Genomic DNA, 20309 nt, shown 5'->3' with positions numbered 1-20309 from the left:
CGTGAGCGCAATCGCCACCGCCCTGGAGGCGGGGCTGCCGGGGCTGCTGGCCGACATCGAGGCGCTGGTCCGTACCGAGTCGCCCAGTGAGGACCTGGCCGCCGTCGCCGACTGCGCCCGGGTCGTCGCCGGGCTCGGAACCCGGCTGACCGGCGTGGCGCCCGAGTGGCTCGACGGCTCGGGACGGCCCGCTCTGCGCTGGCGCTTCGGCTCCGGCGACCGGGTGCTGCTGCTCGGCCACTTCGACACGGTGTGGCCGGTGGGCTCCTTGGCCGGTCACCCCTTCGCAGTGGCCGGGGGCCGGCTGACCGGCCCCGGCTGCTTCGACATGAAGGCCGGAGTCGCGCAACTGTTCCACGCACTGTCGGTGCTCGACGACCTGGACGGGGTGTCGGTCCTGCTCACCGGCGACGAGGAGATCGGCTCCCCGACCTCGCGCGCCCTGATCGAGGCCGAGGCCCGCCGCACACGGGCCGTACTCGTCCTGGAGGCGAGCGAGGACGGCGCGCTGAAAACCGCGCGCAAGGGCGTGTCCGGCTACGAACTGAACATCGCCGGACGCGCGGCACACGCCGGTCTCGAACCCCATCGCGGCGTCAACACGACCGTCGAACTGGCCCATCAGGTAATGGCGTTGTCCGCGCTCGCCGACCCGGCCACCGGCACCACGGTGACGCCGACCGTGGCCTCCTCCGGCACCACCCGCAACACGGTGCCCGACGGTGCCCGGCTGCTGGTCGATGTACGGGTGGAGACGGTCGCCGAACAGGAGCGGGTGGACCGTGCCGTGCAGGGTCTCGCGCCGGTGCTCGCGGGCGCCTCGCTCAAGCTCGCCGGAGGACCGGACCGGCCGCCGCTGCAGACGAGCGCCTCGGCGGAACTGTTCGAACTGGCCCGAAGCAGCTATCAGGAACTGGGCTTCGGCCCCCTGCGCGGGGTGGCGGTCGGCGGCGGCTCCGACGGCAACATCACCGCCGGAGCGGGCACGCCCACGCTGGACGGGCTCGGGGCCGTGGGCGGCGGGGCGCACGCGGACGACGAGCATGTGGTCGTCGCCGAACTGCCCCGCCGCGCGGCACTGGTCGCCCTCCTGGTGGCCTCGCTCGTACGCGAGCCGCCGACAGGCCGGGTGAGATCGTGAACGACACGGAGGCCGCCGCCGCGGCCGCCGCCGCGGACCTGGCGGCGCACCGGGCCGGCGTCACCGTCACGGAGCTGCACGGACTGGACGAGATGCGGACGGCCTGCCAGGTGCTGGACCGGGTCTGGCGGCCCGACCCCGGAAATCCGCTGATCACCCCGGAGCTGCTGCGGGTCTTCGCCCACTCCGGCAGCTATGTCGTCGGTGTCCACCGGGGCAGCCGGATGGTCGGATTCTGCCTGGGTTTCCTGGCCACCGCCGGGCTGCACTCGCACATCGCCGGAGTGGACGACAGCGCCCGGGGCCGCAACGTCGGCCACGCCGTCAAACTGCATCAGCGGGCCTGGGCCCTGAGCCGCGGCATCACCGCGGTCACCTGGACCTTCGACCCGCTGATCAGCCGCAACGCCTATTTCAACCTGGCCAAACTGGGTGCGGTGCCGAGCGAGTACCTGGCCGACTTCTACGGCGCGATGCAGGACGAGGTCAATGCCGGAACCGAGACGGACCGTCTGATGGTCCTCTGGGAACTGACCGGCGAACACGCCGTCGGATCCGCCGCGGGCACACCCCGCCGTGTCACGGTCGACACCGCGGACGAACACGCGGTCGTCGGCCTGGACGCCAAACCCGACGGCGGACCCGCTGTCGGGCGCCGGGACGGCGACACCGTCCTGGTCCGCATCCCCGCCGAGATCGAGACGCTGCGCCGCACCGACCCGCCCCTGGCCCGCGCATGGCGATACGCGCTGCGCGAGGTGCTCGGCGGCCTGATGGCCGAGGGGCACACCGTCGCCGGATTCACCCGGGACGGCTGGTACGTGATCGACAAACGTCAGGAGAAGCAGGCATGAAGCTCGTCGGTGTGGAACTGCGCCGGATCGCGATGCCGCTGGTCGCACCGTTCAGGACCTCGTTCGCCACCATGACCACCCGGGAGATCCTGCTGATCAGGGTCGAGACCGAGCACCACGAGGGCTACGGCGAATGCGTCACCATGGCCGATCCGCTGTACTCCTCGGAGTACACAGAAGGTGCCGTGGATGTGCTGCGCCGCTATCTCGTGCCCGCGCTCGCCGCCCTCCCGGAGCTCGACCCCTGGGCGGTCGCCCCGGCACTGGTCGCGTTCAAGGGGCACCGGATGGCCAAGGCCGCGCTGGAGACCGCGGTGCTGGACGCCTGGCTGCGCGCCCATGACCTGTCGATGGGGCAATGGCTCGGGGCGACGGCCGAACGGGTGCCGGCCGGGGTGTCGGTCGGGATCATGGATTCGATCCCCGCACTGCTGGATGCCGTCGACGGCTATCTGGCCGAGGGCTATCTGCGGATCAAGCTGAAGATCGAGCCCGGCTGGGACGTGGAACCGGTGCGCGCGGTCCGGGAGCGTTTCGGCGACGACGTACTGCTCCAGGTGGACGCCAACACCGCGTACACCCTCGCCGACGCCCCACAGCTGGCCCGGCTCGACCCGTACGGGCTGCTGCTGATCGAACAGCCCCTGGACGAGGAGGACATCCGGGGCCACGCGGCACTGGCCGAGCGGGTGAACACCCCGATCTGCCTGGACGAGTCCATCGTCTCGGCCCGCTCGGCGGCCGACGCGATCGCGAGGGGAGCCTGCTCGGTCGTCAACATCAAGCCGGGGCGGGTCGGCGGCTATCTGGAGGCCCGGCGGATCCACGACGTGTGCGCCGCGCACGGTGTCCCCGTCTGGTGCGGCGGGATGCTGGAGACCGGCCTCGGCCGGGCCGCCAACGTCGCTCTCGCCGCGCTGCCCGGCTTCACCCTGCCCGGGGACACCTCGGCCTCCGACCGGTACTACCGGACCGACATCACCGAACCGTTCGTGCTGAAGGACGGACATCTCGACGTGCCGCGCGCGCCCGGCCTCGGACTCTCGCCGGTCCCCGGGCAACTGGCCGAAGTGACGGAGGCCACCGAATGGATCAGCCGATGACCGCCGACCGTTCCGCGACCGTCGAGGAACGGATCCGGACGGCGTTCGACGAAGCCGGTGTCGAGGGGTTCTTCTTCGCCCGGGACATCGACGGCGAACGGACGATCGCCGTCGCGGCGGACGAACCGGTCTGCCTGGCCTCCGTCTTCAAGATCCCGGTCGCCCTCGCCTATGCCCGTGAGGCGGCGGCGGGACGGCTGGAGCGGACCGAGCGCCACGAGGTGGATCCGAAGTACCGAGACGGCGGCATCGGCACCTCGGGCTGCGCCGACCCGGTCGGGATGAGCCTGCGGGACCTGGTCCACATGATGATGACGATGAGCGACAACGCCGCCACCGATGTCGTGCTGAACCGGGTCGGGTTGGACACGGTGAACGCGATGCTCGCCGAACTGGGACGGAGGCAGACCCATTTGATCGGTGGCTGTCTGGAGCTGACCAGCTCGCTCTTCGCCGATCTCGGTGTGACCACCGAGGTCGAGGCACACGCGAGGATGGCGGCACTGACCGCGCAGGGGCCGGAGAAGGTCATGGAGCTGTCGGTGTGCGTGCCGCGGCGTACCACCCGGGGCACGGCCCGTGACATCGCCGAACTGCTGGCCCTCGTCTGGCGTGACGAGGCCGGGCCGGCCGAGGCGTGCGCCGAGGTGCGGGCCGTGATGGCGCAGCAGATCTGGCCGCACCGGCTGTCGTCCGGCTTCGACGACGGCTACCGCCTCGCGGGCAAGACCGGGACGCTGCCGGGCTGGCGCAACGAGGCCGGCGTCGTCGAGGCCCCCGGCGGCGGGCGCTGGGCGGTGGCCGTCTTCACCCGGTCCGACATCCCCGACTTCCGCAATCCCCGGGCGGACCGCGTGATCGGACGGGTGGCACGGCTCGCCGTCGACGAACTCCGATCAACTACCTTGTGACGATGACGGAGCAGCCACGAGCCGTGCTCGGCCGGATCCTCAGCGATCTGGGTTCGACGTTGATCGAGGTGGTGGCCGGAGAAGCCGACCCGGCCCGCACCGTCAGTGGAGTTCTCATCCAGGACCCGCTGGACGAGCCCGCCAGGCTGCCCGGCGCGGTGGTGCTCGGCGTCGGGGTGTACGGCGCCGGGCCGGTCGCCGCCCTGGTCGACCGGGCGGCCGGGCTCGGCGCGGTGGCCGTGGTGGTCCGGTCCCCGGTCCCGGTGGAAGGACCCGTCTGCGAGGCGGCCGCGCGCACGGGCCTGACCGTGCTGGGACTTACGCCCGGCGCGTCCTGGGCCCAGGTGGCCGCACTGCTGCGGTCGTTGCTCGCCGCCGACGAACTGGGCACGGTCGGTGGCCCCGACGAGGCCGACGGCGCCGAGCCGCTCGCCGGTGACCTGTTCGCGCTGGCCAACGCGACGGCCGGGCTGCTGGACGGCCCGGTCACCGTGGAGGACCGCGGGGGCCGGGTGCTCGCCTTCTCCAGCAGGCAGGACGAGGGCGACGACGCCAGGATCGCCACCATCCTCGACCGCCAGGTGCCTGCCGAGAAACTGCGCGCCCTGGAGCAACTCGGCGCCTTCCAGGCCATCTACCGCAAGGAGGAACCCGTCTATGTGGCCGGCATCTCCGACAAGCCCCGGGTCGCGATCGCCGTCCGCGCGGGCGGCGAGATCCTCGGATCGATCTGGGTCGTGGTCGACGGACCGCTGAGCGAGGACCGTACGCAGGCCCTGCACGAGGCCGCGAAGGTGGCCGCCCTGCATCTGCTGCGTCACCGCACGGGCGAGGACGTCGAACGGCGGTTGCGCGCGGACCTGCTCGCCACAGTCCTGGAGGGCGGTGCGCACGCCCCGCAGGCCGCCGTGCGGCTGGGCCTGTCCGCCCAGTCCGCCTGCGTACTGGCACTCGCGGTGACCGGTGAGCCCTCGGCGCCCGACCGGGTGGCCGCGGGCCACCGCGTCGCCGAGGCCCTCGCCCTGCATCTGGCCGCGATCCATCCCCGGACGGCCGCGGCCTCGCTGGGAGGTGTCACGTACGCGGTCCTGCCCACGAGTTCGGACGAGCACGCGCTACGGGTGGCCGATGCGTTCCTCGGCCGCGTGGGCGACCGTGTCCCCGCCGTCATCGGCATAGGCCGGCTCGCCGCCCGCCCGGCCGAGCTGCGCCGCTCCCGCGCCGACGCGGACCGGGCGTTGCGGGTCCTGGGATCCGGCCGCACCCCGCGACGGTCCGCACGGCTGTCGGACGTCTACGCCGCCTCGCTGCTGGAGGAACTGACGGACCGGATCGCCGCCGAGGACGACCTCCCCGACGGCCCGGTCGTCCGGCTGCGCGCCTACGACGCCCAGCACCACACCGCCCTCACGGACACCCTGGAGGCCTGGCTGAGCACCTTCGGCGATGTGCCCGCCGCCGCTGCCGCCGTCCATATCCACCCCAACACCTTCCGGTACCGGCTCAGACGGCTGGCCGTGGTGGCGGGCATCGACCTCGACGATCCGGAGGCCAGATTCGAAGCGATGCTGCAGTTGCGGCTGAGCCCGCCGCGCCCTTGAACCCGCTCAGACCGACCGGCGAATGGAGAGCGGCTTCGCGGGGTCCGGCACGCACATCCGCGGCGTTGTCGTCAGTCACCGACGTTCCTTCCCCAAGCTCTCAGCTGCGTTCGAGCAGGGGAGACCCCATCCGACTCCCCCCTCCGCCTTGCAGCTGCACGCACCGGACCCCGCTCCTTCTCCCACCCTCCATTCGCCGGCCGGTCTGAGGCTGCCGTCATGACAAGCGGTTGCGCCCCCGTCCCGGGCGGGCACGATGATGAAAGAGTTCTCGGAGCGACGGGACACACCAAGACCCGCGTGTCCGCGTATGCGCACCACCGAATGCCGACGATGGGACAGATGTCATGCCTCTCCAGGGCGAGTACGAGCCGAGCCCCGCGCAGTGGGTCCGCGATCAGGTCGAGTTGTTCGAGAGTTCCGGCGGTACCGAGGGGACCACGCTGAGGGGCCTGCCGGTCATCATCCTGACCACCCGCGGGGCCAGGAGCGGCAAGATCCGCAAGACCCCGCTCATGCGGGTCGAGCACGACGGCACGTACGCCGTCGTCGCCTCGCAGGGCGGCGCTCCCAAGCACCCGGTCTGGTACCACAACCTCGTCGCCGACCCCAGGGTGGAGTTGCAGGACGGCCCGGTCCGGCAGGACATGAACGCCCGTGAGGTCACCGGCGAGGAGAAGGCGGCGTGGTGGCAGCGCGCGGTCGACGCGTTCCCCGACTATGCCGACTACCAGCTCAAGACCGACCGGCAGATTCCGGTCTTCGTGCTGGAACCGGCGGCCGGGCAGCACTGACGACCGCCCGGGGGAGGCGCCGCCGTTGTCCGCGGCGTCTCCCCGTCTTCGACGCGGTCGTGCGAGGCGGGCCACGCCCGGCACCCGCCCGGTCAGCCGGCGGGCGTGGTGGATGCCCCCGTCGGGCCCGCCGCGGGCATGACCGTGCGGGTCGCCGCCCAGACGACGAGCGCGAGTGCGCTGAACGCGGCGCCGAGTAGGCACACCGCGCCCCATCCGGCCCTCGCGTAGACGGTCGTCGAGGCGAGGGCGCCCGTGGCGCTGCCGACCGAGTAGAAGATCATGTATCCGCCGATCAGACGGCTTCCGGCGTCGGGGCGGACCGCGTAGATCAGGCTCTGGTTGGTGACGTGGACGGCCTGCACGGCGAGATCGAGGAGAACCGCGCCGATCGCCAGCGCCCAGAGTGACTGCCGGGTGAGGGCGAGGGGGAGCCACGACGCGGTGAGCAGGCCCAGGGCGATACCGGTCGTCCGTCCGGCGAGACCACGGTCGTGCAGGCGCCCCGCCGGAGCCGCCGCGAGCGCGCCCGCCGCCCCCGCGAGCCCGAACGCTCCGATCGCGGTGTGCGACAGCGACAACGGCGGTGCGCTCAGCGGGAGCGCGACACAGCTCCACAAGGTGCTGAAGGCGGCGAAGATCAGCAGGGCGAGCAGGGCGCGGACCCGCAGTACGCGTTCCTCGGCGAACAGCATGAGCGTCGAGCGCAGGAGCCGCGTGTACCGCATGGCGGAGGGCGCCGCCGGGCGTCGCGGCAGCACCCGGTACAGGGCCAGGGCGAGCACGAGCGTCAGCGCCGCGGAGGTGAGGTAGACCGATCGCCAGCCCGCGAAGTCGGCCAGCGCACCGGAGACCGTGCGGGCGAGCAGGATCCCGATGACGATTCCGCTGGTGACCAGGCCGACCGCGCGGCCGCGCCGTTCCGGGGCGGACAGCGACGCGGCGAAGACCACGAGGGTCTGGGTCACCACGGCGAGAAGGCCGACGGCGGCCAGGGCGGTCAGCAGGATCGGTGCGGTGGCGGCGGTGCCGGTGGCGGCGAGCGCCGCTGCCAGCAGTGCCAGCTGGGTCACGACGAGGCTCCGCCGGTCGACGAGATCGCCGAGTGGCACGAGCAGGAACAGTCCGAGCCCGTAGCCGATCTGGGTGAGGGTGACGACGACGCCGACGGTCGACGCACTGATCCCGAAGTCCCGGCTCAGGGTGACCAGGAGCGGTTGCGCGAAGTAGACATTGGCCACCGCCACACCGGACGCGACCGCGAACAGCAGCGTCGTGCGTCTGGCCTGTGCGCTCGCCGGTGTGCCCCCGCTCGTGTTCCCGGTTCTCGTCGTCGTCCCGCGGTCGGCCATGGGTACCCCTCGATCGAATCGGTTGCAACTTGCTACCAGCAGGACCGTAGCGTTGGCTGGTAGCATGTTGCAACCGATGGTGCGAAGGGGAGCGGCATGGTCAAGCGGACACGCTTCGACGACAGCGACTGCCCGGTGGCTCGTTCGGTGGACGCGATCGGCGACTGGTGGTCGCTGCTGATCGTCCGCGACGCGTTCGACGGCAGCCGCCGCTTCGGGGAGTTCCAGCGCAGTCTCGGCGTGGCGAAGAACATCCTCGCGGCGCGCCTGCGCGGCCTGGTCACGGGCGGCATCCTCGACATGGTCCCGGCGGCCGACGGCAGCGCGTACCACGAGTACGTGCTGACGGCGAAGGGCCGGGATCTCTTCCCGGTGATCGTGGCGCTGCGGCAGTGGGGCGAGGGGCACTTCTTCGCACCTGACGAACCGCATTCGGAGATGGTCGATCTGCGGCACGGCCGCCCGCCCCGGGCGCTGGAGATCCACTCCGCGGACGGGCGGCGGCTCGGGCCGGACGACGTCACGGTGCAGAAGGTCCAGCGTCCCGCGGCGCAGGCAGCGGTCTCCGAGTAGGCCGAGGGGCCGTCCGTCCCGGAGGTGCTGCCGCCCTCCAGGCTGCCCGCCCCGCCCGCCTGCCGGCCCGCACGCCCCGGACAGCCGATCAGGACGCGCGTCCGCTCGCCCACCTACGCTCCAATGGACGGGTGACCGCGCCTCCCGATGACTGCCTCGCGCGCAATGAGTGGCTCTGCGGTGCCTATCTGAGCAGCCGTCGCGAGATCCTCCGCGACGCCGTCGTCGAGCACCTCCAGCTCACCGCGGTCTCCGTGCTCATCGGGCTGGCCCTCGCCGTTCCGCTCGCCCTCGCGGCCCGCCACCGGCGCTGGGCCGCGGGCCCGGTTCTCGGCGTGACGACGATCCTTTACACGGTGCCTTCGCTCGCCATGTTCTCGCTGCTGCTGCCGGTGTACGGACTCTCCGCGTCGCTCGTCGTCGCCGGACTCGTCCTGTACTCGCTCACCCTGCTCGTCCGGAACATCCTGGCCGGGCTGCGGGCCGTGCCCGAGGAGACCAGGCTGGCCGCGCGCGGCATGGGGTACGGGCCGGTGAGGCTGCTCGTCGCCGTGGAACTTCCGCTCGCCCTGCCGGCCGCCATGGCCGGACTGCGTATCGCGACCGTCTCCACGGTCTCCCTGGTCACGGTCGGTGCGATCGTCGGGTACGGCGGACTCGGCAACCTCATCTACTCCGGGATGAACACGTACTTCAAGGCCCAGGTGCTCACCGCCTCCGTCCTCTGCGTCCTCATCGCCGTCGCCGCCGACCTGATGCTCCTTCTCCTGCAGCGCGTCCTGACGCCGTGGACCCGGAGGCGGCCGTGAACACCCTCGCCGACGCCTGGACGTGGCTCACGACCGCGGCGCACTGGTCGGGCGACGGCGGCATCCGCAACCGGCTCGGCGAGCATCTGTTCCTCACGGTCGTCTGCCTGCTGATCAGCTGTCTGATCGCGCTGCCCGTCGCCCTGGTCCTCGGCCATCTCGGCAGGGGCGGCGCGTTCGCCGTCAACCTCTCCAACATCGGCCGGGCCGTGCCCACCTTCGCCGTGCTGGTGCTGCTGCTCCTCACCCCGATCGGCGGGCACGGCGAGTGGCCGACCGTCGTCGCCCTCGTGCTCTTCGCCGTACCGCCGCTGCTCACCAACGCCTACGTGGGCATGCGGGAGGTCGACCGCGACGTCGTGCGGGCGGCCAGGGGGATGGGCATGACGGGCAGGCAGCTGATGCTGGGTGTCGAGGTGCCGCTCGCCCTGCCGCTGATTCTCACCGGCGTGCGGATCGCCGCCGTGCAACTCGTCGCCACCGCCACCCTCGCGGCGCTGGCGGGCGGCGGCGGACTCGGCCGCATCATCACCGCGGGCTTCAACCTCGCCTCGACCCCGCAGGTCGTGGCCGGGGCCGTTCTCGTCGCCGCCTTCGCCCTCGTCGTCGAAGGGCTCTTCGAAGTGGCGCAGCGGCTCGCCCCCGACCGGGGCCGCGGCGAGGGACCGGGATGAGGCCGCTCCCGGCACTCTCCGCGCTCCTGGTGCTCCTGCCGGCGAGTGCCTGCACGACCGGTCCCTCCCTGGAGAACCGGGGCGAGGTCACCGCACCGCCGGGCGACAGCAAACACCTCACCATCGGCTCCGCCGGCTTCACCGAGAGCGATCTCCTCGCCCAGATGTACGCCGCTCTGCTCGGCCGGGCCGGCTACTCCACGAAGATCATCTCCGTCTCCAGCCGCGAGATCTACGAACCGGCGCTGGAGAGCGGCCAGATCGATGTCGTGCCGGAGTACGCCGCCACCTTCGCCGACTGGCTGAACGCCAGGAAGAACGGCGCGGACGCCGCCCCGGTCGGTTCGCCCGACCTCGCCGCCACCATGAGGGCCCTGCGCGCCCTCGCCGAACCGCGTGGCCTCACCGTGCTCGACCCCGGGCGCGCCGTCGACCAGAACGCCTTCGCGGTCGCCGCTCCGTACGCGGCGAAGCACCGTCTGAAGACCCTCAGCGATCTGGGCCGGTCAGGGCTGCCCGTGCGGCTGGCCGCCGGTGACGAATGCGTTCAGCGCCCCTACTGCGCACCGGGGCTGCGGAAGACCTACGGCATCCGCGTCACCGCCGTGGACCCCAAGGGCGTCGGCACCACCCAGGCCAAACGGGCCGTCCAGAAGGGGCAGGACCAGATGGTGCTGACCACCACCACCGACGCCACCCTGGACGACTTCGGCCTCGTCCTGCTCGCCGACGACAAGCACCTGCAGAACGCCGACTACCTCGTCCCCGTCGTCAACCGCTCCCGGGCGGGCGGCGAAGGCGTACGCAAGGCGCTGAGCAAGCTCAACACCGTACTGACCACCGCCGACCTGGCCCGGCTCGACGAGCGGGTCGACAGCTGGCGACGGCTGCCCGAGGACGTGGCGCGTGCGTATCTGGAGTCCAAGAACCTCATCCGGCCCTGAGGCGGTGCCCGAAGACCCGGCGCCCCACGCCGGTACGTGCACCGTGCTGTGACCGGAGAGGCTCACCGACGGGCGGACCTCCCCGGCCACGACGCCACGGCTTCGCGGGTCAGGCCCTCAGCCTGCCGGGCAGCCAGCCCAGCTGCACGGCCTGCTGGAACGGCCCGCCGCCCTCGTGGTCGTTGAAGTCGTACACCTCGATGGCCTTGTCCTGGTGGGCGTAGGCGTTGAAGGCGGCGAAGACGGTCGAGGGCGGGCAGGTCATGTCCTCCAGGGCGGTCGAGAACAGCGCGGGTGCCCGCCCGCGCGCGGCGAAGTGCACTCCGTCGAAGTAGGACAGGGTGGTCCGCGCCCGCTCCGCCCGGCCCCGGTGCGTCTTGAGGTAGCTGCCCACCTCGCGGTACGGGGTGCGGTCGGTGACGGTGAGCGCGCGGGGGAAGTCGCACAGGAACGGGACGTCCGGCGCGATCGCCACGAGGTCGGGTATCAGTCCGCCGACGGCGAGCGTGATGCCACCGCCCTGGCTCACGCCGATGGCCGCGGTCCGTGTCGCGTCGGCCAGGGGATGTGAGCGCGCCGCCTCCACCGCCCGTACCGCGTCGGTGAACACACGCCGGTAGTAGAACGCGTGCGGATCCTCGATGCCCCGGGTCATGAAACCGGGGAACGAGGGCGCGCTGCCCACCGGGTCGGGGGTGTCGCCGACCACCCAGCCGCTGCCCTGGCCCCGGGTGTCCATCACGAAGTGCGCGAAACCGGCCGACGCCCAGATCAGATGGGTGTGGGCCAGTCCCCGCCCGCCGCCGTAACCGATGAACTCCACGACCACCGGCAGTGGTTCGGTGGTGCCCGCGGGCAGGACGAACCAGCCCTTGACCGGGTGCCCGCCGAAGCCCGCGAACGTCACGTCGTACACGTCCACGGTCGTCAGCCCCGTATCCGTACGCCGCTCGAACCTGGCGCCGAGATCATGGGACCGGGCCTCGTCGAGTGTCTGCGACCAGAACGCGTCGAAGTCCTCCGGTTCCACCGAGCGGCTGCGGTAGTCGCGCAACTCGTCGAGCGGCAGATCGAACAGGGACATGAGGACCGCCTTCTTCGCAGGGTGAGTGATCACCGCAGGGGATGGTTGACCACACCGTACGGGGCGGTCGGTGCGCGGACGAGGGCGCCTTGGGAACAGCGGTCACGGCGCCGCGCCGAGCCCTCGGTACCCACGACGGCGTACACGGCCTGCGCGGCGGGCGAGCGGTCCGCGGGGACCGGGCGGCTCAAGGCCGGTCCGACCGAAGGACGGCAGCAGCCAAGGCGCGGGCGGCAGGCCGAGTTCTGACCGGTACATGGCGTGCGGCGTACAGCGCGCCCTACGCGTCCGCCACCGAGTCGAACCGCACCTCGTCCCGTCCCACGCCCTGTGCGTGGGCGTCCACCGAGCGGCGCAGTGCCTCGTGGAGCTTGGCCGGGGTCAGCACGCCGAGGAACCGTGAGCCGTCCAGCACCGCGACCCATCCGGCGTCGTGCTGGAGCATTTCGCTGAACGCCTGCTTCAGTGGAGCCCCGACCGGTACCCAGGCGTCCATCCTGCGGGCCAGGTCCCCGACCGTGCCGTACTCCCCGGCGATCCGCAGCGCGTCCGTCGCCACCCACCCGTGCAGGTGGCCCTCGCCGTTCAGCACGACCGCCCAACGGGCACCCGCACCGCTCAGCCGCGCCGCCGCCGACCGGACCGGCTCGTCCAGCCGGGCGACCGGCGGCTCCTCCAGATCGTCCGGCTCGATCGTGGTGACCGACAGACGTTTCAGGCCCCGGTCGGCGCCGACGAACCGGGCCACATACGGAGTCGCGGGAGACCCGAGCACAGCCCCCGGGGTGTCGAACTGCTCGATGCGCCCCGCTCCGTACACCGCGATGCGGTCACCCATCCGTACCGCTTCCTCGATGTCGTGGGTGATCATCAGGACCGTCTTCCTGACGGTGGCCTGCAGGCTCAGGAATTCGTTCTGCAGCCGCTCCCGCACCACCGGGTCGACCGCACCGAACGGCTCGTCCATCAGCAGAACCGGCGGATCGGCGGCCAATGCCCTTGCCACGCCCACTCGTTGGCGCTGGCCACCGGAGAGCTGAGCGGGGTAGCGGGAGCCGTAGGTCTTCGGGTCGAGGCCAACCAGATCCAGCAGTTCGGCCGCGCGCTCACGGGCCCTCGCCCGCTTCCAGCCGACGAGCGAGGGAACGGTCGCGGTGTTGTCGAGGATCGTGCGGTGCGGGAAGAGCCCCACCTGCTGGATGACGTAGCCGATCCGGCGGCGCAGCTTCACGGGGTCCACGCCGGAGACGTCCTCGCCACCGACCAGGATCCGGCCGGACGAAGGCTCGATCAGCCGGTTCACCATCATCATCGTGGTGGTCTTGCCGCAGCCGGACGGGCCGACGAGGGTGACCAGCTCCCCCTCGGCGACCTCGAAGGAGAGCCCGTCGACCGCGCTCGTACCGTCCGGGTAGACCTTGCTGACCTGCTCGAACCGGATCATTCCTGCACGGTATGAGGCCTCCGGGCGGGCCGCACACCGACCGCGACCGTCCGTGTCGCGGGCCGTGTGCTGAACTGTGCGTGGAACATCTGATTCAGGAGCACCTTGTGAGCAGCTACCGGCATCCCGGCATCGTCTTCACCGACCGCTATTTCACGGTCCCGCTCGACCACACCGATCCGGGCGGTGAGCAGATCGAGATCTTCGGCCGAGAAGCCGTGGCGAGCGGCAGGGCCGACGAGGAACTGCCCTGGCTGGTCTATCTGGAGGGCGGCCCCGGCTTCGGCGCCCGGCGCTTCATCGGTACGGAGGCATGGCTGGGACGGGCCGTGCGGGAGTTCCGGGTGCTGCTCCTGGACCAGCGCGGAACCGGTCTCTCCACACCGGCCAACCGGCAGACCCTGCCGTTGCGCGGCGGCCCGCGCGAGCAGGCCGACTACCTCGCCCACTTCCGCTCCGACAACATCGTGCGCGACTGCGAGCTGATCCGCCCGCAGCTGACCGGCGGCGAACCGTGGACGGTACTCGGCCAGTCGTTCGGCGGTTTCTGCGCCGTCCGTTACCTGTCGGCCGCCCCCGAAGGGCTCAAGGCCGTCCTCATCACCGGTGGACTGCCCTCGCTCGACGCACACGCCGACGACGTCTACCGGGCCGCCTACCCGCGGATCGAGCGCAAGGTCGCGGCCCACTACGCCCGCTACCCGCAGGATGTCGGGCGCGCCCGGGAGATCACCGCTCACCTCGCGGAGCACCGCCCCGACAGTGCCGGACACCGTCTGACGCCCGAGGGGTTCCAGTCCCTCGGCATCATGCTGGGCGGTGGCAGCGGCAGCCACCAGCTCCACTATCTGCTGGAGAACGCCTTCGTCCGCACGCCGCACGGCACCGAGCTGTCCGACACCTTCCAGGAAGCCATGCGCACGGCCGCTTCATTCGCCGGACATCCGCTGTACGCGCTCATGCACGAGGCGATCTACGGCCAGGACGAGCGGCCCACCGCCTGGGCCGCGGAGCGGGTCCGTGCCGAGTTCCCGCAGTTCGATGCGGCCGAGGCGCTCAAGGGCGACGGCCCGGTGCTGTTCACCGGTGAAAGCATCCACCCCTGGCACTTCGAGGTCGACCCGGCGCTGCGGCCGTTGCGCGAGACCGCCGAGCTGCTGGCCGCCCGTACCGACTGGGCACCGCTGTACGACTCCGAGCGCCTGGCCGCCAACGAAGTGCCGGTCGCCGCAGCCGTCTATCACGACGACATGTATGTCGACACCGGGCACGCGCTGCGCACGGCGGCGGCGATCCGCGGGCTCCGTACCTGGGTCACCGACGAGTTCGAGCACGACGGGCTGCGCGCGGGCGGACCGCGCGTACTGGACCGCCTGCTCGCCCTCGTCCGGGACGAGGTCTGACCCCGTCCCCTCTCGACGGGAGGAGCCGGTCACGCGGGGCGCGTGACCGGCTCCTGACGCCATGAAGGGCGATGCCCGTACGGGGGACTGTGGGGGACTGTCTCCGTGTGCGTGGCGGCTCAGCTCTGCAGGGCGTCCAGCGTCGCGTCCAGGTTCGTCGCCGAGCGAGGGGCGCGGTTGTACGGCAGCTTCGACAGGATTGCCGCCATGCCGCAGGTGTTGGTCACGGCGGAGAAGACGAGCCCGGTGCCCACACCGGCGGAGATCCAGCGCGTGGCCGGGAAGCGCACCCCGGCCAGCAGGCCGGCCACCACGAGCGAACCGGCGGCGAGCCGGACCTGACGATCCATCGGCCACGTCGCCCGTGCTCCGGCGGGGCGGTCGAGATCGCGCCCCTCGCCCTCCCAGGCGGAGGTGCCCCCGGACAGCGTGACGGCCTCGATGTCCGCCGCCGCGAGAATGTCGCAGGCCCGGGTCGAGCGGACGCCGGAGGCGCAGACCACGAGCAGCGAGCCGCGGGCCGCGGCGGACTTCAGCGCGGGCACGGCCTCGGGGAAGCGGTCCAGCGGAATGTTCAGGGCACCGGGAACGTGCCCGGAGGCGTACTCGCCGGGAGCCCGCACATCGATGACGGTGAACTCCGCGAGACGGGCCGCGGCCTGGGCGGGGGAGAGGGAGACGGGGCTGGTCACGAGCAGTGTTTCCTTTCGTTCACCGGGGCTGGGGAGGGACTCGGTCCCTTCCTTCCCCATTCAGGTTAGAATACCCCTTGGGGTATCAGGAGGAGGATGTGTGGAACTCGACATGGCGGCCGACGAACTGAAGTCGGTCCTCAACCGCCTTCGCCGCGCTCAGGGCCAGCTCGCCGGGATCATCAGGATGATCGAGGAGGGCCGGGACTGCGAGGACGTCATCACACAGATGGCGGCCGTCTCCAGGGCGCTCGACCGGGCCGGTTTCGCGATCATCGCCACGGGCCTGCAGCACTGCATGGCCGACGGCGGCGGTGAGCCCGCCGATCGCGAGCAGATGCGGACGCGACTGGAGAAGCTCTTTCTCTCACTGGCCTGAGCCGGGGGCGGCACCGGCCGGCCGGTGGATCGACGTCGTGGCTCTCACGCCACGGCGTCGACGAGCATGAACACGGCCACGGCCAGCAGCACCACACCGAAGATCCGTTGGAGCGCGGCCGTGGACACCTTCGAGGCCAGTCGCTGCCCGTCCCAGGCCCCGAGGACCGCCGCCGCCGTGAACGGGGCGATCACCGCCCAGTCCAGCGCGGTGGGCGCGGCGAGGCGGGTGACCAGGGCCGCCGTGGAGTTCACGGTGATGACCAGCAGGCTGGTCCCGACCGCCGAGGCCATCGGGACGGCCAGCACGGTGACCAGGGCGGGCACCGCGAGAAAACCGCCGCCCACGCCCAGGAACCCGGTCACGGCGCCGAGTCCGGCACCCGCCCGCGCGGCCCGCCCGGCGGGCACTGGGCCCTGCGCCGCGGCCTCGGCCCGCGGCCGGATCATCCGGACCGCGGCGACCACCGCGAGCACGGCGAACGCGGCAGTCAGTACCCCGGACGGAATCCGCACGGACAGGGCCCCGGCAACGGCGGCAGGGACGATTCCGGCCGCAGCGAAGAGCCCGCCCGTACGCCAGCGGACCCTGTCCTCCCTGGCATGGGCGACGAGGCCGGTGAGGGACGTGGCGATGACGATGAGGAGCCCGGCAGTGGTGGCGGCGGCCGGGGTGAAGCCGAGCAGATAGATCAGTGCGGGGACGGCGAGAACACTTCCGCCGCCGCCCAGTCCGCCGAGGGCCAGGCCGACCACCGCCCCGGCGAGCAGCGCCAGAACGAGCGTGGTCATGCGATGGTGCCCGCCGCCCCGCGCCGGTCGCGCACCGGCAGCCCCTCAGCGGCCCAGGAAGTCATGCCGCCCACGACGTCGACGGCCTGGGCGCCGCGGTCGGCGAGGATCCGGGCCGCCTGTCGGGACCGGTTGCCGGAGCGACAGATCACCACGACCGGACGGCCCGTCGCCGAGTCGGGCAGCGACGCGCCCTCGGCGATCCGGGACAGGGGCAGGTGGATCGCCCCCGGCGCGTGACCGGCGTTCCACTCGGGCAACTCGCGTACGTCCAGCAGAACAGCCGAACCGTCGGTGGTCGTGCGGGCGGCCTCGGCAGGGGTGACGCGGCCGGGGCCGCGCCGGAACAAGGACATCAGGGAAGACATGGAGAACACTCCTCGGGTGCGGGTGCGGGTGCGGGTGCGGGTGCGGGTGCGGGTGCGGGTGTGTGGTCGTCGGGTGGTCAGGCCGTGGCGGCGGCCGGGTCGGCGGAGAGAGGGGCGGTCGGGCTCAGGCCCGCTGCCGACGCCCCGTCGAAGCCGTCGTCGACGGCCACCACCTCCCGTCCCGCCGCATCCAGCAGTGACGCGGCGATCGCCGCCCGCATCCCGCCCGCGCAGTGCACCCACACGACGCCCGGCGGCACCTCGTCCAGCCGTCGGCGCAGTTCGTGCACGGGAATGTGCAGCGCCCCCGTGATCGCTCCGCCGCTGTGCTCGGCGTCCCTGCGCACATCGAGAACCACCGGGTCCTCGCCGCGCGCCCGTGCGGCTGCCAGACCCGCGAAGTCGGATCTGCGGAAGGACCGCAGTGCCGCCGGTGCGTGTACCCAGTCCTCGGGGAGGCCGGTGGCGGCGGCCACCGGCCTCCCCATGCCGACGCGCGACAGCTCCCGCTGCGCGTGCGCGACGTCCGCGGCCGTGCTCGCGAGCAGGGTGACAGGCTTGCCCCAGGGGATCAGCCAGGCCAGATAGGTCGCGAGCTGTCCCTCGCCCTCGAAGTTGAGCGATCCGGCGACATGGCCCTCGGCGAACGCCGACCGGCTGCGCAGATCCACCACCCATTCGCCCGCGGCGAGCCGCCGGGATATCTCCTCGGGGTCGGCCGCATCCGGCGGGGTCAGATCGAGCGGGGCGGGTCCTGCCGCATTGGCCGGACCCATGTGCGCGTAGTACGCGGGCACGTCGTCGAGGCCGGCGAGCAGCTCCGCGACGAAGGTGTCGACGTCCTTGACCAGCGCATCGTTCCGGCTGCGCTCCTCGCCGACCGTCGTGGCCGCCCCCTCGCCCCGGGCGGACGAACAGAAGCTGCCGAAGCCGTGCGTCGGCAGAACCGGCACGGTGTCTTCGAGCTCGTCGGCGAGCCGGTGCGCGGAGGCGTGCTGGGCGCGCGCCAGTTCGGCGGTGAGCCGAGGCTCCACCAGGTCGGGTCGGCCCACGCCGCCGATCAGCAGCGAGCCACCGGTGAAGGCGGCGACTGCCCGGCCTTCCTCCTCCAGCACGTAGGACGTGTGGTGCGGGGTGTGCCCGGGAGTGGCGAGCGCGCGCAGCGTGAGGCCTTCGTCGACCGGGGCGATGTCACCGTCGGCCACCGGGACCCGGGTGAAGGCGACCTCCGCCGCGGCCGGCACCAGGTATCGCGCACCGGTGACGCGCGCCAGCTCCAGGCCGCCGGTCACGTAGTCGTTGTGCAGATGGGTCTCCACCACGAGGGCGATACGCACGCCGCGCAGGGCGGCCGCGGCGATGACCCGGTCGATGTCGCGCGGCGGATCCACGACCACGGCGGCCCGCTGCCCGCCCGCCAGATAGCTGCGGTTGCCGAGGCCCGCCGTCTCCATGGTGTCGACGAAGAACACGACACGACTCCTTCCGTACGGTGTACCCCGGGGGGTATCTCTCACTCAGATTAGCATTAATACCCCGGGGGGTATGCCTTGATCGGGTGAGAGATGGGCAACGCCGGGAAGCGGGAGTGCGGGGCAGGAACGGGGCCGATCGTGGACGGTCGGATCCGGTCGGTCCCGGCGGATCGCCGCACCTCCCGGCCAGGTACCGCCGTAACCGGCGCCCGGACAGCGGAGAAGGCCGTCCCGGCGCCATGGGCGCCGAGCCGGCCTTCTCCGGTGGTGCTCCCCCCTCGGGGGTGCCGGGCATTGTGCCCGACGGGACTGGTCAGTCCGTGCCGAACTCCATCGCGGCGCGGTCCAGCATCTCGTCGTCGCCGGAGACCTCGCCGCGGGAGGCGATGGCCTCCGCGCCGCCCTCCGGCATGGTGCCGATCAGCCCGGTCGCGGCGGCCTGGGCGGCGCCGATGGCGGGATTGGCGGTGCCGATCAGACCGATCCCGGCGTACTGCTCCAGCTTGGCGCGCGAGTCGGCGATGTCGAGGTTGCGCATGGTGAGCTGGCCGATGCGGTCGACCGGGCCGAATGCCGAGTCCTCGGTGCGCTCCATGGAGAGCTTGTCCGGGTGGTAGCTGAACGCCGGGCCCGTGGTGTCGAGGATCGAGTAGTCCTCGCCGCGCCGCAGCCGCAGCGTCACCTCGCCGGTGACGGCCGCGCCGACCCAGCGCTGGAGCGACTCCCGCACCATCAGGGCCTGCGGGTCCAGCCAGCGGCCCTCGTACATCAGCCGGCCGAGGCGCCGTCCCTCGTTGTGGTACTGGGCAAGGGTGTCCTCGTTGTGGATCGCGTTGACCAGGCGCTCGTACGCCGCGTGCAGCAGGGCCATGCCGGGCGCCTCGTAGATGCCGCGGCTCTTCGCCTCGATGATCCGGTTCTCGATCTGGTCCGACATGCCCATGCCGTGCCGGCCGCCGATGGCGTTCGCCTCCATCACCAGCTCGACGGGGGAGGCGAACTCCTTGCCGTTGATCGTCACCGGCCGGCCCTGGTCGAAGCCGATCGTCACGTCCTCGGCGGCGATCTCGATCGAGGGGTCCCAGAACCGCACGCCCATGATCGGCTCCACCGTCTCCACGCCGGTGTCCAGGTGCTCCAGGGTCTTGGCCTCGTGGGTGGCGCCCCAGATGTTGGCGTCCGTGGAGTACGCCTTCTCCGTGCTGTCGCGGTAGGGCAGGTCGTGGGCGACGAGCCACTCCGACATCTCCTTGCGGCCGCCGAGTTCGGTCACGAAGTCCGCGTCGAGCCAGGGCTTGTAGATCCGCAGGTGCGGGTTGGCGAGCAGGCCGTACCGGTAGAACCGCTCGATGTCGTTGCCCTTGAAGGTCGAGCCGTCGCCCCAGATCTGTACGTCGTCCTCAAGCATCGCCCGGACCAGCAGGGTGCCCGTGACGGCGCGGCCGAGCGGCGTGGTGTTGAAGTAGGCGCGTCCGCCCGAGCGGATGTGGAACGCCCCGCACGTGAGCGCGGCCAGGCCCTCCTCGACCAGTGCCGCGCGACAGTCGACGAGGCGCGCGATCTCGGCACCGTAGGTCTTCGCGCGGCCGGGCACCGAGGCGATGTCGGGCTCGTCGTACTGGCCGATGTCGGCGGTGTAGGTGCACGGGACGGCGCCCTTGTCGCGCATCCATGCGACGGCGACCGAGGTGTCGAGACCGCCGGAGAAGGCGATGCCGACGCGCTCGCCGGCGGGGAGGGAGGTGAGGACCTTTGACATAGGAAGAGTATGCATAATCTCGCATGATCATGCAAAGTCCGCCGCGATCGACTTTCTTGGAGTCGGCGCATGAGCGCATCGCCAATGCGTCACGAATCGCAGTTCTGGACACAAAATCCCAGGTCAGAGAGTTGATGTTGTCCAGACCATTGACATGC

Annotated in this window: 20 protein-coding genes; 12 read left to right on the top strand and 8 right to left on the bottom strand. The window is 71.8% G+C overall.

What is annotated here, in order from left to right:
- Position 1: 1 nt before the first annotated feature.
- The 6 genes from ACIQCZ_RS25355 to ACIQCZ_RS25330 all read left to right on the top strand — a co-directional run bounded on the left by ACIQCZ_RS25355 (position 2) and on the right by ACIQCZ_RS25330 (position 6404).
- Positions 2-1141, top strand: coding sequence for a M20 family metallopeptidase (locus ACIQCZ_RS25355; RefSeq protein ID WP_402285018.1), 1140 nt, complete (start codon positions 2-4; stop codon positions 1139-1141).
- Positions 1138-1995 (top strand): GNAT family N-acetyltransferase, encoded by an 858-nt coding sequence (locus ACIQCZ_RS25350; protein ID WP_402285017.1) that lies wholly within the window; start codon positions 1138-1140, stop codon positions 1993-1995. The genes ACIQCZ_RS25355 and ACIQCZ_RS25350 overlap by 4 nt, the downstream gene beginning before the upstream one ends.
- Positions 1992-3098, top strand: coding sequence for an o-succinylbenzoate synthase (gene menC, locus ACIQCZ_RS25345; protein WP_402285015.1), 1107 nt, complete (start codon positions 1992-1994; stop codon positions 3096-3098). Before ACIQCZ_RS25350 ends, menC begins: the two co-directional genes overlap by 4 nt.
- A complete protein-coding gene (locus ACIQCZ_RS25340; RefSeq protein WP_402285014.1) occupies positions 3083-4009 on the top strand; it encodes a serine hydrolase in 927 nt (308 codons plus the stop codon). The genes menC and ACIQCZ_RS25340 overlap by 16 nt, the downstream gene beginning before the upstream one ends.
- A gap of 2 nt (positions 4010-4011) precedes the next feature.
- The gene (locus ACIQCZ_RS25335) at positions 4012-5610 is read left to right on the top strand and encodes a PucR family transcriptional regulator (protein WP_402285012.1); all 1599 of its coding nucleotides are present in this window, start codon (positions 4012-4014) and stop codon (positions 5608-5610) included.
- 347 nt (positions 5611-5957) lie between these two features.
- Positions 5958-6404, top strand: coding sequence for a nitroreductase family deazaflavin-dependent oxidoreductase (locus ACIQCZ_RS25330; protein ID WP_402285010.1), 447 nt, complete (start codon positions 5958-5960; stop codon positions 6402-6404).
- 92 nt (positions 6405-6496) lie between these two features.
- Here ACIQCZ_RS25330 and ACIQCZ_RS25325 read toward each other — a convergent pair whose 3' ends face one another.
- Positions 6497-7756 (bottom strand): MFS transporter, encoded by a 1260-nt coding sequence (locus ACIQCZ_RS25325; protein WP_402285008.1) that lies wholly within the window; start codon positions 7754-7756, stop codon positions 6497-6499.
- Between the two features lie 96 nt (positions 7757-7852).
- Between ACIQCZ_RS25325 and ACIQCZ_RS25320 the strand changes: the two genes are divergently transcribed.
- From ACIQCZ_RS25320 to ACIQCZ_RS25305, 4 genes are all read left to right on the top strand, one after another.
- On the top strand, positions 7853-8329 hold the full coding sequence (locus ACIQCZ_RS25320; protein ID WP_402285006.1) for a winged helix-turn-helix transcriptional regulator: 477 nt from the start codon (positions 7853-7855) through the stop codon (positions 8327-8329).
- 131 nt (positions 8330-8460) lie between these two features.
- Positions 8461-9138: an ABC transporter permease gene (locus tag ACIQCZ_RS25315; RefSeq protein WP_402285004.1), complete on the top strand. Its 678-nt coding sequence runs from the start codon at positions 8461-8463 to the stop codon at positions 9136-9138.
- Positions 9135-9812 carry an ABC transporter permease gene (locus ACIQCZ_RS25310; protein WP_402285003.1) on the top strand — a complete coding sequence of 226 codons (678 nt, stop codon included), beginning with the start codon at positions 9135-9137 and terminating at the stop codon, positions 9810-9812. Before ACIQCZ_RS25315 ends, ACIQCZ_RS25310 begins: the two co-directional genes overlap by 4 nt.
- Positions 9809-10756 carry an ABC transporter substrate-binding protein gene (locus ACIQCZ_RS25305; protein WP_402285001.1) on the top strand — a complete coding sequence of 316 codons (948 nt, stop codon included), beginning with the start codon at positions 9809-9811 and terminating at the stop codon, positions 10754-10756. Before ACIQCZ_RS25310 ends, ACIQCZ_RS25305 begins: the two co-directional genes overlap by 4 nt.
- Before the next feature lie 109 nt (positions 10757-10865).
- Here the strand turns inward: ACIQCZ_RS25305 and ACIQCZ_RS25300 are convergent, their stop codons facing one another.
- Positions 10866-11840, bottom strand: a complete 975-nt coding sequence (locus tag ACIQCZ_RS25300; RefSeq protein ID WP_402285092.1) for an acetylxylan esterase — start codon at positions 11838-11840, stop codon at positions 10866-10868.
- Positions 11841-12120: 280 nt separating this feature from the next.
- Positions 12121-13284 carry an ABC transporter ATP-binding protein gene (locus ACIQCZ_RS25295; RefSeq protein ID WP_402285000.1) on the bottom strand — a complete coding sequence of 388 codons (1164 nt, stop codon included), beginning with the start codon at positions 13282-13284 and terminating at the stop codon, positions 12121-12123.
- 107 nt (positions 13285-13391) lie between these two features.
- Between ACIQCZ_RS25295 and ACIQCZ_RS25290 the strand changes: the two genes are divergently transcribed.
- Positions 13392-14687 (top strand): alpha/beta fold hydrolase, encoded by a 1296-nt coding sequence (locus ACIQCZ_RS25290; protein ID WP_402284998.1) that lies wholly within the window; start codon positions 13392-13394, stop codon positions 14685-14687.
- 119 nt (positions 14688-14806) lie between these two features.
- Here ACIQCZ_RS25290 and ACIQCZ_RS25285 read toward each other — a convergent pair whose 3' ends face one another.
- Positions 14807-15379 (bottom strand): rhodanese-like domain-containing protein, encoded by a 573-nt coding sequence (locus ACIQCZ_RS25285; RefSeq protein WP_402284996.1) that lies wholly within the window; start codon positions 15377-15379, stop codon positions 14807-14809.
- Positions 15380-15479: 100 nt separating this feature from the next.
- Here ACIQCZ_RS25285 and ACIQCZ_RS25280 point away from each other — a divergent pair, with 100 nt between their 5' ends.
- Positions 15480-15758, top strand: coding sequence for a metal-sensitive transcriptional regulator (locus ACIQCZ_RS25280; RefSeq protein WP_351083362.1), 279 nt, complete (start codon positions 15480-15482; stop codon positions 15756-15758).
- A 44-nt stretch (positions 15759-15802) separates the two neighbouring features.
- On the opposite strand, the gene ACIQCZ_RS25275 is transcribed toward ACIQCZ_RS25280, so the two are convergent.
- The 4 genes from ACIQCZ_RS25275 to argG form a co-directional block, all read right to left on the bottom strand.
- On the bottom strand, positions 15803-16549 hold the full coding sequence (locus ACIQCZ_RS25275) for a sulfite exporter TauE/SafE family protein (protein ID WP_402284994.1): 747 nt from the start codon (positions 16547-16549) through the stop codon (positions 15803-15805).
- Entirely contained in the window at positions 16546-16905 is a 360-nt protein-coding gene (locus ACIQCZ_RS25270; RefSeq protein WP_402285090.1) for a rhodanese-like domain-containing protein, read from the bottom strand. Before ACIQCZ_RS25270 ends, ACIQCZ_RS25275 begins: the two co-directional genes overlap by 4 nt.
- 89 nt (positions 16906-16994) lie before the next feature.
- The gene (locus tag ACIQCZ_RS25265; RefSeq protein WP_402284992.1) at positions 16995-18389 is read right to left on the bottom strand and encodes a rhodanese-like domain-containing protein; all 1395 of its coding nucleotides are present in this window, start codon (positions 18387-18389) and stop codon (positions 16995-16997) included.
- Between the two features lie 316 nt (positions 18390-18705).
- A complete protein-coding gene (gene argG, locus ACIQCZ_RS25260) occupies positions 18706-20151 on the bottom strand; it encodes an argininosuccinate synthase (RefSeq protein ID WP_351083367.1) in 1446 nt (481 codons plus the stop codon).
- Between the last annotated feature and the right edge of the window lie 158 nt (positions 20152-20309).

The sequence above is a fragment of the Streptomyces sp. NPDC093149 genome, from assembly GCF_044754145.1.
Taxonomy (GTDB): Bacteria; Actinomycetota; Actinomycetes; order Streptomycetales; family Streptomycetaceae; genus Streptomyces.
Note: the sequence above shows the minus strand (reverse complement) of the source record. Positions and strands in the feature narration are given on the sequence as shown.

Bases quoted from the DNA above. Each gene is read 5' to 3' on its own strand.
- menC (WP_402285015.1), top strand. From the start codon at position 1,992: ATGAAGCTCGTCGGTGTGGAACTGCGCCGGATCGCGATGCCGCTGGTC.
- ACIQCZ_RS25340 (WP_402285014.1), top strand. From the start codon at position 3,083: ATGGATCAGCCGATGACCGCCGACCGTTCCGCGACCGTCGAGGAACGG.
- ACIQCZ_RS25335 (WP_402285012.1), top strand. From the start codon at position 4,012: ATGACGGAGCAGCCACGAGCCGTGCTCGGCCGGATCCTCAGCGATCTG.
- ACIQCZ_RS25330 (WP_402285010.1), top strand. From the start codon at position 5,958: ATGCCTCTCCAGGGCGAGTACGAGCCGAGCCCCGCGCAGTGGGTCCGC.
- ACIQCZ_RS25325 (WP_402285008.1), bottom strand. From the start codon at position 7,756: ATGGCCGACCGCGGGACGACGACGAGAACCGGGAACACGAGCGGGGGC.
- ACIQCZ_RS25320 (WP_402285006.1), top strand. From the start codon at position 7,853: ATGGTCAAGCGGACACGCTTCGACGACAGCGACTGCCCGGTGGCTCGT.
- ACIQCZ_RS25305 (WP_402285001.1), top strand. From the start codon at position 9,809: ATGAGGCCGCTCCCGGCACTCTCCGCGCTCCTGGTGCTCCTGCCGGCG.
- ACIQCZ_RS25300 (WP_402285092.1), bottom strand. From the start codon at position 11,840: ATGTCCCTGTTCGATCTGCCGCTCGACGAGTTGCGCGACTACCGCAGC.
- ACIQCZ_RS25295 (WP_402285000.1), bottom strand. From the start codon at position 13,284: ATGATCCGGTTCGAGCAGGTCAGCAAGGTCTACCCGGACGGTACGAGC.
- ACIQCZ_RS25275 (WP_402284994.1), bottom strand. From the start codon at position 16,549: ATGACCACGCTCGTTCTGGCGCTGCTCGCCGGGGCGGTGGTCGGCCTG.
- ACIQCZ_RS25270 (WP_402285090.1), bottom strand. From the start codon at position 16,905: ATGTCCTTGTTCCGGCGCGGCCCCGGCCGCGTCACCCCTGCCGAGGCC.
- argG (WP_351083367.1), bottom strand. From the start codon at position 20,151: ATGTCAAAGGTCCTCACCTCCCTCCCCGCCGGCGAGCGCGTCGGCATC.